At 33.4% G+C, this 13,464-nt stretch carries 12 protein-coding genes; 7 read left to right on the top strand and 5 right to left on the bottom strand.

Translation table 11 applies throughout. The features are described from left to right. The first annotated feature begins 158 nt into the window (after nucleotides 1–158). From H2O64_RS23305 to H2O64_RS23285, 5 genes are all read left to right on the top strand, one after another. Nucleotides 159–3,035 (top strand): alpha-amylase family glycosyl hydrolase, encoded by a 2,877-nt coding sequence (locus tag H2O64_RS23305; protein WP_187564656.1) that lies wholly within the window; start codon nucleotides 159–161, stop codon nucleotides 3,033–3,035. Between the two features lie 252 nt (nucleotides 3,036–3,287). After that, nucleotides 3,288–3,617 (top strand): helix-turn-helix domain-containing protein, encoded by a 330-nt coding sequence (locus H2O64_RS23300; RefSeq protein ID WP_187564655.1) that lies wholly within the window; start codon nucleotides 3,288–3,290, stop codon nucleotides 3,615–3,617. Between the two features lie 70 nt (nucleotides 3,618–3,687). Then, a complete protein-coding gene (locus tag H2O64_RS23295) occupies nucleotides 3,688–3,870 on the top strand; it encodes a hypothetical protein (protein ID WP_187564654.1) in 183 nt (60 codons plus the stop codon). Continuing rightward, nucleotides 3,863–4,375 carry a hypothetical protein gene (locus tag H2O64_RS23290; RefSeq protein ID WP_187564653.1) on the top strand — a complete coding sequence of 171 codons (513 nt, stop codon included), beginning with the start codon at nucleotides 3,863–3,865 and terminating at the stop codon, nucleotides 4,373–4,375. Before H2O64_RS23295 ends, H2O64_RS23290 begins: the two co-directional genes overlap by 8 nt. After that, nucleotides 4,371–5,177, top strand: a complete 807-nt coding sequence (locus tag H2O64_RS23285; RefSeq protein WP_317173854.1) for an NgoPII family restriction endonuclease — start codon at nucleotides 4,371–4,373, stop codon at nucleotides 5,175–5,177. Before H2O64_RS23290 ends, H2O64_RS23285 begins: the two co-directional genes overlap by 5 nt. Nucleotides 5,178–5,198: 21 nt before the next feature. Here the strand turns inward: H2O64_RS23285 and H2O64_RS23280 are convergent, their stop codons facing one another. Then, nucleotides 5,199–6,491 carry an AAA family ATPase gene (locus H2O64_RS23280; RefSeq protein WP_187564651.1) on the bottom strand — a complete coding sequence of 431 codons (1,293 nt, stop codon included), beginning with the start codon at nucleotides 6,489–6,491 and terminating at the stop codon, nucleotides 5,199–5,201. A gap of 295 nt (nucleotides 6,492–6,786) precedes the next feature. Between H2O64_RS23280 and H2O64_RS23275 the strand changes: the two genes are divergently transcribed. Next, nucleotides 6,787–8,997, top strand: coding sequence for a peptidase domain-containing ABC transporter (locus H2O64_RS23275; protein WP_187564650.1), 2,211 nt, complete (start codon nucleotides 6,787–6,789; stop codon nucleotides 8,995–8,997). A gap of 1 nt (nucleotide 8,998) precedes the next feature. Then, on the top strand, nucleotides 8,999–10,375 hold the full coding sequence (locus tag H2O64_RS23270; RefSeq protein WP_187564649.1) for an HlyD family secretion protein: 1,377 nt from the start codon (nucleotides 8,999–9,001) through the stop codon (nucleotides 10,373–10,375). Nucleotides 10,376–10,459: 84 nt separating this feature from the next. Here the strand turns inward: H2O64_RS23270 and H2O64_RS23265 are convergent, their stop codons facing one another. The 4 genes from H2O64_RS23265 to H2O64_RS23250 all read right to left on the bottom strand — a co-directional run bounded on the left by H2O64_RS23265 (nucleotide 10,460) and on the right by H2O64_RS23250 (nucleotide 13,254). Then, complete coding sequence (locus tag H2O64_RS23265) at nucleotides 10,460–10,708, bottom strand: hypothetical protein (RefSeq protein ID WP_187564648.1); 249 nt, start codon at nucleotides 10,706–10,708, stop codon at nucleotides 10,460–10,462. A gap of 62 nt (nucleotides 10,709–10,770) precedes the next feature. After that, nucleotides 10,771–11,037 (bottom strand): class I lanthipeptide, encoded by a 267-nt coding sequence (locus H2O64_RS23260; protein ID WP_187564647.1) that lies wholly within the window; start codon nucleotides 11,035–11,037, stop codon nucleotides 10,771–10,773. A gap of 169 nt (nucleotides 11,038–11,206) precedes the next feature. Continuing rightward, on the bottom strand, nucleotides 11,207–11,431 hold the full coding sequence (locus H2O64_RS23255; protein ID WP_187564646.1) for a hypothetical protein: 225 nt from the start codon (nucleotides 11,429–11,431) through the stop codon (nucleotides 11,207–11,209). Between the two features lie 89 nt (nucleotides 11,432–11,520). Beyond that, complete coding sequence (locus tag H2O64_RS23250) at nucleotides 11,521–13,254, bottom strand: AraC family transcriptional regulator (RefSeq protein WP_187564645.1); 1,734 nt, start codon at nucleotides 13,252–13,254, stop codon at nucleotides 11,521–11,523. Nucleotides 13,255–13,464: the final 210 nt, after the last annotated feature.

Genomic DNA, 13,464 nt, shown 5'->3' with positions numbered 1-13,464 from the left:
CGATCACTTAAAAAGGCTGTAATGATATCATTACAGCCTTTTTTATCTTTTCAAATAAGAGTACACAAAGTAATAGCTATGAAATGCGTTATGATACACTACACATTCAAAACCGTACGTTGCATAACAAGTTCCATCTGACACAAAAAAGAAAACAGATGAAAAAAAAATTACACTTATTATTCTTACTGTTTGCTAGTATTGCATACAGTCAAGTAACCATAACACCAACTCCTTTTGAAGTTAGTAATATGATTACAATAACAGTAGACATCAACAGTTCGGCAACGGATTGTAACGGAATGTCAAATCCTAACAAAGTATACATGCACTCAGGAGCTGGAACCGATAGCAATCCTTGGACGTATGTTACAGGAAATTGGGGACAAGATGATGGCGTTGGAGAAATGACAGATATGGGTGGCGGATTATGGCAAATCCAAATTATTCCCGAAACTCATTATGGATTAACAACAGCACAAGCCGCAACCATTACCAAAATGGGAATGGTATTCCGAAATGAAACAGGAAGCCAAGAACTAAAAGCAACTGGCTGTTCAGATTTCTTCTTTGATGTAGGAGCATTCCAATCAACACTAGTAACACCAGGTGATGGAAGCACAACAATCTTAGCTTCTGGATCAAACCTAGCCATTACAGCAAACAATACAGGTGGAAGCGCTGCGTATGTTTTAAAAGCAAACGGAGCAACCATAAACTCAAACAGTGGAACTTCATATGCATACACAGATATGAACATCACTGCAAACAAAAACTATGTACTTGAAGTTACCCTAAGTGGAACCACCATTACCAAAAATTTCAATGTAATCATCAATCCAGGAACAGCTACGCAAGCATTGCCAGCAGGAATGGAAGATGGTATCAACTACGATGCAGATACATCTAAAGCAACCTTAGTATTAGATGCACCAAACAAAGATTTTGTATACCTAGCGGGAAGTTTCAATAACTGGCAACCAGATGGAACGTATGCAATGAAAAAAGATGGTACTACAGGTAAATTTTGGTTAGAAATCTCAGGATTAACGCCAGGACAAAACTATACCTATCAATATTGGGTAGTAGATCAAACTCCGATTGCAAACTCACCATCATTAGTAAAAACGGCTGATCCATACTCAACACTTGTATTATCTCCGTTTGATGATCCTTTCATTCCAGCAACTACGTATCCAAACCTTCCAACATATCCTGCGGGACAAGAACGAGAAGTTACCGTATTGCAAACAGGACAAACGCCATATCCTTGGCAAGTAACCAACTTTGCAAAGCCAAACGAAGAAGACTTAATTGTATACGAAGTATTAATTCGTGATTTTGATGCTGATAGAAATTATCAAAACTTAATTGATCGTATTGATTACTTTAAAAACCTAAACGTAAATGCAATTCAGTTAATGCCAATCATGGAATTTGAAGGCAATGAAAGCTGGGGATACAACACATCTTTCCACTTAGCATTAGACAAATACTATGGAACAGCTGATAAATTCAAAGAATTTGTTGACTTATGCCATCAAAATGGAATTGCGGTAATTTTGGATGTTGCCTTAAACCATGCATTTGGAAGAAACCCAATGGTGCGTATGTGGATGAACGATCCAGACAATGACGGTTGGGGAGAGCCTAGTTCGGAAAACCCATACTTCAATCAAGTTGCAACACACAGTTACAGTGTTGGATCTGATTTCAATCACCAGCAATCACGCACACAATACTATACAGAACGCGTAGTAAAACATTGGATTGAAGAATACAATATTGATGGTTTCCGTTGGGATTTAACCAAAGGATTCACTCAAGAATGTACTTCAGGTGATGATGGTTGTACCAATGGCTACAGAAATGATCGTGTAGCAATATTAAAGCAATATGCTGATTATTCTTGGAGTTTAGATGCAGATCATTATGTAATCTTTGAACATTTAGGTCAAGACAACGAAGAAAAAGAATGGGCAGATTATCGTTTAGGCGAAGGAAAAGGAATTATGATGTGGGGAAAAATGACCAACGAATACAACCAACTAACGATGGGATTTGCTTCAAATGCAGATATTTCTCGTATGGGACATACTAGTAGAGGTTTTAACGGACCACGATTAATGGGCTATGCAGAAAGTCATGATGAAGAACGATTAATGTATAGAAACTTGGAATTTGGAAATACAGCATTATCTTCTCACAATGTACAAGACTTAAATACGGCATTGTCAAGAATGTCTGCGTTAGGCGCGGCTTCACTAACGATTCCAGGACCAAAAATGATTTGGCACTTTGGCGCATTAGGAATGGAAAATTCAATTTTCACCTGTAACAACGGAAGTGTAAATACACCAAGTGACCCAACTCCGGGCGATTGTAAGTTAGACACAAAACCGCAACCACAATGGACAAACAATTGGTTGGGCGATGCAAACAGAGCTAAAATCTATAATGATTGGGCACGAATCATCGATCTAAAAGTACAAGAACCTGTATTTGAAGGGAACTATTCAATCAGTCCATACATCAATGATATTCGTCAACGTATTTACATCTGGGATGATAACATACCTTCAACCTCATTAAAAAATGTGGTGGTTTTGTGTAATTTCTCTGTGGCAGATTTAAACATTGTTCCCGATTTTCCATACACAGGAACTTGGTATGATTTAATGGACGAAACAGGAACGACAAATATCAATGTAACCAATACGGCAGATCCAATTTTGATTCCTGCGGGACAATTTAGAATTTTCGGAAATCAACAAACCGTATTAAGTACAGAGGAATTCCAAAATGTAGCAAACACCATTTCGTTATATCCAAACCCTGCTTCGGACAGTTTCAAACTTGACAAAAGAGTAGAAGAAGTATTAATTTACGATATCACAGGAAAACAAATCAAAGCGTTTGAAGGCGGATTTACTGCGGGACAAACGTTTGATATTTCAGAATTATCAAAAGCTTTATACTTAGTGAAGATAATTTCTAACGAAGGAACAGCAACAAAAAGATTGCTTGTAGAATAACATTTTTTTCTAGTAAATGAATCGGCTATAGTATTATTATTTGACTAAACTTGTTTGTAGCTCGTGTTGCTATAATTAAAAATCACGAAAAAAATGTTCTTAAAAAAGTCGCTATGTATGTAGCGGCTTTTTGTTTTTCTGTGATTTTTTTTGAAGTTTAGTTTTTTATATTCAAAAGGGTTAAAATTTCATTATACTTATATTGAATATCTCAATTAAAATTTATAAATTTGTCAAAAAATGACAAGTCAAATGAAAACTACATTTGGAGAATATATAAGATTTTTGAGAACTGAAAAAGCATTTACTCTAACACAACTTGCGGCTAAATTAAATTTAGATTCTGCTAATCTGAGTAAAATTGAGAACGGAAAACGTGATTTCGATGAAAAACGACTAATTATATTAGCCAAAATATTTGACTTGAACCTGAACGAACTACGAAATGAATACATAACCGATCAAATTGCCAAAAAAATTTATGAGACAAATTGTTCAAAGCAACTTCTAGAGCTTGCAGAAGAAAAAGCGGAATATCGTAGAGAAATTAATAAAAAATCGAAGAAATTAAAAACAACATGAAAATAGTATCGTTTTTTGCAGGAGCAGGTGACGATTCATATACATACATTAAAATAAAACAGAAGGTAGAATGAATGTAAATTACCCTAAAACTTTAGATAAATGTGAAGAAGTAAAGTCTATATTAGAAGAACTTTCACTTTTGCTATACTCAAATGTAGGACAAGAATTATCTAACAAGTTTGAAGAAAAAAGAATTGATATTGAAAATTGGATAGAAGAAATAGAATTTGAAATAACGAATTATGGGTAAAATTAATTATCAGTTCTTTCCAAGGTCACAAGGTATAACTTCTGAAATAAAAAAAGTAATAGATTGTTTCATAGAAGTCGAAGATAAAATAAATTCTGAAAATCATAACTTGAAAAGTAACGAAGTTCTAAAAGAGTTGTATAAACCTTTGAAAAGAATCCGCTATTCAGTAGAGACAAGTAAAGCAAAAGATGATAAAATTAATGTTCCTGTTTTGTTCGGTTTAGGAAATCAAATAGACAAGAGTTATAATGCAGATGCTTTAAGTGAAGATGGGAAAATTGTTATTGAAGTTGAGGCAGGAAGAGCCACCGAAAACAATCAATATATGAAAGATATCTTTCAAGCTTGTATGATGTTCGAAGTAGAATATCTTATAGTCGCAGTTAGGAATACGTATCGTGGTCACAAAGATTTCAATATAGTCTATACATTTCTTGAAACACTTTATATTTCAAGTAGATTGCATCTTCCTTTAAAAGGAATTTTGTTAATCGGATATTAAAAATAGAACAAATAATATGGGTGAAGCTCTTGAAAGTTATATTAAAGATGCTTTTGCTGGAACCTTCGGAATAACGGATGAATTACAGAAGATGCAGACTTTTAATCAAAAATTTTCTTGGTTGGGTTCTCAAAATAATCCACCTGATATTATGATAAAAGGAGGAGATGCGATTGAAGTAAAAAAAACGCAAAGTGCAAATACAAGCTTAGCTTTAAACAGTAGCTATCCAAAAACTGATTTAAGACAAACGAGTCCAATGATCACAAAGGAATGTAAGGAATGTGAAAATTGGACAGTCAAAGATTTAATTTATTGCGTTGGACATACAACTGATACAAATATAAAATCATTGTGGATGGTTTATGGTAATTCTTATGCAGCTAAACACGAAACATATCAAAGAATTAAAACAACAATTTCGGATGGAATAAAAACTATTCCAGATGTTGTTTTCGCTGACACTAAAGAATTAGGAAGAGTTAATCAAGTCGACCCTTTAGGAATAACAAATCTGAGAATTAGAGGAATGTGGCAAATTGAAAATCCAAGAAAAGTTTTCAATTATTTACACGAACCGACTGGCAAAGATTTTGAGTTAGTTTGTATCATTCCAACTGATAAATACAATAGTTTTCCTAATGAAAGTAGAATTAAACTTGAAGGTATGAGTGAAATAGGTTTTAGTATTGAAAATAAACAACTAAAAGACCCGAACAATCCTGCTAAATTAATGGATTGTAAATTGATAAAATTATGTGTGTCAGCCAACGTAACTAATACAAAAGTTTCTGCAATTTAATTAAACCGATAAACCAAAACCTCATTCACCATCACCAAACAACCTTAACTCTTTTCCAATCTCTAAATCTGGAAGTCCATCGTATTTTCCTTCCAAATAATCTTTTTCAAAGGAAGCATCTTTGCGGACCTTCTTATCGTACAACGATTCTACAGTAGTCACACCGTATTTGTCTTTCTCAGCAATGATGATTTGATCTCTTCTAAATAACTTTCGTTTCGGATTGATTAAAGCAGAATTGTGCGACGCAAAAATAAGTTGTGCGCCATGCGGATTGTTCTCTTTGGAGTTAAACAATTCTATAATAGATTTACTCAAATGCGGATGCAATTGCGCGTCAAATTCATCAATAATCAATGTCTTTCCATGCAATAGCGTGTCAATAATAGGACCCGAAAGTGCTACATATTTCCCTGTTCCCAAAGATTCATTCACAAATAAATTAAAGTAAATATTATCTACTTCTTCATTATTTTCATCATACACAATATGTTTTGTGCTGACCACAACATTCTCTTCGTCAGATTCCAAAATGAGTTTTCTAATTTCCTTTGGAACTTTTCCTTTCTCTAAAATTTCTTCGGTAAGTTTAAATCGCTCCACTTTTGTTTCGGTAAAACCTAAATCAGCACCTGCAATAAAATTATCAATGTATTTTTTCTTTACAGGATCGTCCATCATATCAATGGTGAAGTTCACCGTAAATCGATCTTGCAATCCAGAAACATATTGAATCCCATTCAAGGCTTTCAGAATAGCCATTCCGGTAGGAATATTAAATTGTGCGCACACAGAAATAAACAAGGCATTCTTTCGTGTGATAGTTGTTAAATTAGAACTCGCAGCATCAAACTTTTTTGTAATCGTAATCTCTTGAAAATCGCGTTCAAATAAAAGCTGCTCTTTATTTTTGGTAGTGACATACAACCATTCTTTCTGTATCTGTTCGTCATCTACTTCAAAACCATATCTATATTTAATGGTATCATGAATAAACACCAATTCAAAAAAACTAGGTTGATCCATCGTTTCTGTTGACAAACAAAAAGGTTGAATCTCTATCGGTTCATCTGATTGTGAATCTTTCGAGGAATTTATAATAAACTTTCGTGCAAAATTAATGGCTTTAAATAAATTACTCTTCCCGTTTGAGTTTGCTCCATAAATAACCATACTCTTCAACAACGACAAATTTTTCAATGGAGTTGCATGAAGATTGCTGCTTCGTAGTTCAGTCAAAGAAGTAGCGGTTAAATCAATAGAAGTTCTATTTTTTAAAGATAAATAGTTTTCTACTGTGAATTTTACGAGCATTTAGGTTAATTTTTGATGTTTCTCAATACAAATATAGCAATATATACGAAAATATCGTACGAAAAGGCAAATAAGTTTTGGTTGAGAAAAATAAAAGTATATATTTGTACGTATTCTTCTCATAAAAGACATTTTTTTGAAGAGAAAACGAAAGATTTGAGCGAAATAATCGTAAATATCGTACTAAATGAGTCAAAATTGCTCTTTACTATGAAGAATTACAATTCAAATCTCAAAAAAATAACATCCTCTGTATGAGTTTGTTTTAATATAAATCACACCAGAAAAAAAGTTAATGGTAAAAAGAGAATTTCCTTTTTATAGACAATTAGATCAAATGGATTGCGGGCCTACATGTTTACGTATGGTTGCAAAACATTTTGGACGTGCATATACAATTGACTTTCTACGAAAGAAAGCAAACATTACCAGGGAAGGAGTTTCTTTAGGAGGAATTGCCGAAGCTGCTGAAGATATAGGATTGCACACACTAGCCGTGAGTGTTGATTTTAAAACCTTGGTAGATGAAGTTCCATATCCATGTATTGCACACTGGAGACAGCGTCACTTCGTTGTAGTCTATAAAATAAGAAGAAACACAGTATACGTTGCAGATCCTGCGCACGGACTTGTAAAATATTCAAAAGCAGATTTCATAAAAGGTTGGATAGGTAGTAGTGCCGATCCTGAAAATGCAGAAGGCTATTTATTATTATTAGAGCCAACGCCAGAGTTTTATGAACTAGAGAAAGAAGAAAAGAAAGAATATGGCTTTAAGTTCCTATTCTGGTATTTCAAACCGTATAAAAAATATATAGTTCAGTTAATATTAGGACTACTGGTCGGGAGTTTGCTGCAACTTATATTTCCGTTCTTAACGCAGTCCGTGGTCGATTATGGTATTAATTATGAGAATAAAAACTTTGTATTCTTGATATTAATTGCCCAATTAACGCTATTTATATCGCAAACTACCGTAGAATTGATTCGAGGTTGGATTCTGCTCCACATGACGAGTCGAATAAACATCAACCTGATTTCCGATTTCTTAATCAAGTTGATGCGATTGCCTATTGCATTTTTCGATTCTAAAAATACAGGAGATATTATTCAGCGTATTTACGATCACAACAGAATTCAGAGTTTCTTGTCGTCTACAACATTAAATACACTGTTTTCTGCTTTTAACATGGTTATTTTTGGAGCTGTATTAGCCTACTACAACATGCAAATATTCGCAGTATTCTTTATTGGATCTGCCTTATATATCGGTTGGACGTTACTGTTCATGAAAAAGAGAGCCGAACTCGATTACAAACGATTCGATCAGTCTTCGGACAACCAAAGTAGTTTATACCAATTAATTTCTGGAATGCAGGAAATTAAACTAAACGGTTCGGAACGTAGAAGACGTTGGGAATGGGAAGCAATTCAAGTACGATTGTTCAAAATCTCCATTAAAGGATTGACACTTTCGCAAACACAAAATACAGGTGGACGATTTATTAACGAATTAAAAAATATCTTAATAACCTTTATCGCGGCAACTGCTGTAATTGACGATCCATTATTTACGTTGGGGATGATGCTTTCGGTGCAATATATCATTGGGCAGTTAAACTTACCAATCAACAACTTTATTACGTTCATTCAATCTGGACAAGATGCAAAAATTAGTTTAGAGCGTTTATCTGAAATTCACAATAAAGATGATGAAGAAGATCGTTTTGAAGATAATATTAAAGAACTTCCAGAAGACAAAACAATTACATTAACCAATGCAAGTTTCCGTTATGGAGGAAAAAGTTCGCCATTAATCTTAGACGATTTGAATGTGGACATTCCGGAAGGAAAAGTAACCGCCATTGTTGGTGCCAGTGGTAGTGGAAAAACGACGTTAATTAAGTTATTACTTAAATTCTATGACTTTAACGAAGGTTCAATTTCTATTGGAAAAAGTAGCAATTTAAAAGATATCAGTACCAAAGTTTGGCGTAAATCGTGTGGATCAGTAATGCAAGATGGTTTCTTATTTGGAGATACAATTGCCAGAAACATAACGGAATCTGATTCTGAAGGAATTATAGACAAGCAACGTTTGATTCATGCGGTGAAAGTTGCCAATATTGAAGATTTCATTGAAGAATTACCTTCAGGGTACAATACAAAAATTGGGTCAAGTGGTGTAAATGTTTCTGGAGGACAGAAGCAACGTATTTTAATTGCACGTTCGGTATACAAAGATCCAAAGTATATTTTCTTTGATGAAGCAACGAGTGCTTTAGATGCAAATAATGAAAAAGTAATTATGGAAAACCTAAAGGAATTCTATAAAGGGAAAACAGTAGTTGTGGTAGCACACCGTTTGAGTACGGTAAAAAATGCAGATCAAATTATTGTACTAGACAAAGGTAAAATCATTGAACTAGGAAGTCACGAAGAATTGACCGCTAAACGTGGAGCATATTATACATTAGTAAAGAATCAATTAGAGCTAGGAAACTAATATGGCGAAGAAAGAAGAAGAAAAAAAGGGAAAAAAGGAAGAGAAGAAGGAGAAGAAAGCGCAAGAACTACGCAGAAAGATCAATGATCTCGACGAAAGATCGGATCAGGTGAAGGAAATCTTGGGGCAGGCACCAAATTGGGTAATCCAATGGGGAATCTCAGTAGTATTAATAATTATTGTTATTTTCATTGCGGGTTCGGCTATGCTTAGTTACAATGATATCATTCCAGCGCGAGTGACTATTACTTCTGAAAATCCACCAGCACATTTAACGGCGAAAGCTTCTGGGAAACTGACGAGTATTTTTGTAGAAGCGGGTCAAAAAGTAGAAGCAGATCAAGTGTTGGCGGTTATTGAAAATACAGCCAACTTTGACGATGTACAATTACTCAAAAAAAAGTTAGCCGATTTTATACCTAATAAAAACGACTTTGATTCGTTGAATGACACATTCCCTTCAAAATTAAAATTGGGGCAAGTACAATCGGTTTACAATGCGTTTAGAGCACAATACTTAACGTATTTGAATTATGCAATCTTCAACGAAGACAAAAATCAAGCAACAAACATACGTTTGCAATTAAGTAGAGTTCGGAATCGATTACAAAACAGTCAAAATCAACTAGGGTTTTACAAAACAGAATTAGCAAACTCAAAAAAGAGATACGAAAAGTTTAAGCGATTGTTTGCCAACCAAAGTGTTTCTGAACGTGAATATAAAGATCAGGAAAATTTATACTTAAGTTCACAACGTGCGTATGAAGGTTTACTATCTAGTATAGAAAATGATCGTAACTCAATACTTGGGTTACAAAACAGTTTGCGTCAAGCTTCTGTAGGTGATAAAAGTTCGGCAATATCAACCGATCAAAACTTAGAACAAGCCAAGCAAGATTTAGAAAATCAAATTTTACAGTGGGAACAACAATTTTTATTGAAATCGCCTATCAAAGGAGAAGTTACTGTATTTGATATTTGGTCACAATACCAAAATGTAACGATTGGACAAGATTTGTTTACCGTAATTCCAGATGAAATACAAGGAATTATAGGAAGAGTATCATTTCCAGTACAGAATTCGGGAAAAATAAAAATAGGACAAAGTGTATTGATCAAGCTTGATAGTTATCCGTATCAAGAATGGGGAAGTTTATCAGGAGAAATCATCAATATATCGGGTGTTCCGCAGTTGAGTACACAAGGTGGACCTGCAATGTATGTTGCCTATTTAAAAGTAGATTCTTTAAATAGTTCTTTTGAAAAACCGATCGATTTTAAACAAGAAATGGAAGGAACCGCAGAAATTGTGGTGGAAGAATTAACCGTAATGCAACGAATTTTCTATCAATTGCGAGAAGTATTCAGCAGAAAATAAATTCATGATTATATAATTATATTAGTTAAAAAAAGCCTCAAACACCTTACTGTTTGAGGCTTTTGTTTTAAAGTATTTTGCTGTTTAACAAGCAAATAAACAAGATAAAATAGCTTGCGTATTACATGTTGGGTCATTAGTGCCACAATTGTTAGTTCCGCCACCGCCGCCAGTACAAGTATTTGCGGTAACATCACATCCATCTAAATATCCTGTAAAGATACATTGTGGATTTGTAGATTCACCACCACCAACTACATTTGATTTGTTTAATTCTGCAACTCGTGACTTGGTCAAGCTTAATTTGTTCAATCCTAATTTTTGTTTTTTCATGATCTATATTTTTCGGTTAATAAAAAATACAGTTCAAAGAATTTAGGGGAAATTATACTAGATTAACATGCTTCATAGCAAGAAATAAATTGTTGTGTTTGATCTGTTGTTGTTCCAGAACCGCCGCCACAGTTATTATTTGTACAAGCAATGTTTGTTTGGCATTCGTTTGCCGTTACTTCGCAACCATCATAAATACCTGTAATAATACATTGTGGATTGGTAGTTTCTCTTCTTCTGGTTCCACCAACTACATTTGATGTGTTTAATTCTGCAATTCTTGACTTGGTCAAGCTTAATTTGTTCAATCCTAATTTTTGTTTTTTCATGATCTATTTTTTTTAGTTAATAAAAAATACAACATTAGGCATTTGGGAAACTTTATACACTTATAAAGATAAGAAGAAACCGCAGCGACTTTATAAATAAAATGTTAATTAACAAAAAAGTCCTCCGTAGTTAGCAGAAGACTTTTTAAAATTATATTGGTGATGTTGTTTAATCACCACTGTCAGTATTATCACCTCCAATAGCACTCGTTCGTTGAGTAGGGAGTGTATTAGTTACGGTATCACATTCATTACGTAATGACTTGATACATTCTTCATCCACCGATATAGGCGGTGGGGTCGTCGTTGGGCAACCATTGGTTGCTCCTCCAAATAGGATATGGGGATTTCCTATTTTAGAAATTTTTACTTTTCTCAGTTTTAGTGATTTCATAATAATTCTTGTTTTAATTTAACAATATAAATGTCTGAAAAAAAAAGCGAATATTTAAAAGATACTACTGATATTTTATAAAACGTCACTTATGTATCTTTCTGATTTTCAAGTCTTTTGATGTAATGTGATGGGTACATATCTGTTTGTGATTTAAAGGCTCTTGAAAAGGTTTCTGAGCGCTTAAAACCAAACTCTTCTGCAATGGCTTTAATGGTATACGAACGTAATTTAGAATCATTTTTAAGTTGAATCAATGCTGCATTGATGCGCAACTCTGAAAGGTATGTTTTGAATGATTTTTCTTTGTAGGTGTTGATGACGTTTGATAAATAAGAAGTATTTGTTTTTAGTTTTTTGGCAACATACCCTAGTGTGCAGTCTTGTCGTAAGTATAATTTTTTTTCTTCAAATTTCCCCAAATCTTTTAAAATTTGCAAGGCATTTTCGTCGGTTATAGGATTGGAAGATTCTGTTGCAATTACTTCAAGCATTGTTTTTTCTTTCGGTTGTTCTAACTTTTTAATCGTTACTAATAATTCTTGAAAACGCTTTTTATTCAGTTTTTGTTTTTGCTTAAACCAAATGAAAAATCCTATCAAAGTAATACCCAACACGCCTAATATTGCATATAAATATTTTGCTCGTTTTTTTTGTTTTTGATTGTCATCCCCTAAAGAAGTTATTTCTTCTTGAAGCGGAATAATATCATGCTCTTTATTGATTCTGTTATTTAATGAAATATCAAGGCTGTCATTTTTTTCATCTAATTCATACTGTTTAATTGAATATTCTGATGCTTTTTCTTTATTTCCTATTTGTGTATGTGACAACTGTAAAAAATGATATATTTCTTTTCGTTCGGAAAAATCTAATTTGAACTGATCAGAAATAGCAATAGTTTTTTCTAAATAGTTAGTTGCTTTGGGAAATTCTTTTAGCTCATAATAATTTTTTCCTATGTATTGATAAGGTGTCATTAATCTAGAAGTTTCATTTGTGCTAATATAATAACCTTCTATTTCTCTACAGATGTCTATACTTTGTTGGTGGTTCTTTATTTGATATTGAATAATGGCATCATTCATTAAAATAAAGTAGTAAGTATTTGGAAATTCTTCCTTAGGAGTTATTGCTAAGGCTAGTTTATTGTAATCTTCAGCTTTTTGAGGTTGTTTAATTCTAAGATATGTGTCAGCAAGCTGCAATAAAATAATTCGTTCATTATATATTTTTTCTTCACTCGGATCATCTAAATTTTTTAAAAGCTGTAAATTTTCTAATAAGATATCAATGCATTCTTGATAATCTTTGTGTATTTTTTTTATGAGTACAATATTAATAGCAACCGAAGATATGTGTATAGGATTTTTTGTAAGTTTAGCATATTCTCTAGCTTCCAAATATTCGTCAAAAGCTTCATTGTTTTTATTTAGCTCACATAGATTGTTTCCTTTTAAGTTATAACTTCTGAATAGTAATAAATTATTTTTTAGCCCTGTGGCAATATGAATAACCTCATCAAGATTTTTAATAGATGTTGTATACTCAGCCATAGCATAATTGGAGCGCGCAATATTGTATTTTGCTCGCATCATTTTTTCTAAATCATTTTCCTGTTTGGCTAGTTGGTATGCTTTTGTGGCATACGATCTAGACTCAGAAGCATCTTCACGTATGGTTGCATCGAAAAGCGTCACTAACTCCTCATACGATTTCCCCTGTAAAGAATCGGTTTGTGCATTTAGCGAAAGTGAACATAAAAATAGAATCGCAACGGATGTAAAATAAAATGTTGAAAAAAATGGTTTTTTAAGACGCATTATTGAAATGTTTGGGCGAATCGGTTTATACAAGTATAGCGGTTTTATGTGTAGAAAAAAAATAAGCGCGGTAAAAGACAATTCATCTAGTATAAAAGGGCTGCATGTGTCGTTCTGAAATAAGTTGACACAAAATCGACTTATTTCAGGACGGGACAATTAACAAAAAAAAGCCTTCATTTATAATATGAGGGCTTTTCAGTATATTGG

Source organism: Kordia aestuariivivens (assembly GCF_014397005.1).
In the GTDB taxonomy this organism is placed as follows: domain Bacteria; phylum Bacteroidota; class Bacteroidia; order Flavobacteriales; family Flavobacteriaceae; genus Kordia; species Kordia aestuariivivens.
This window is presented reverse-complemented; position numbering and strand designations above follow the sequence as displayed.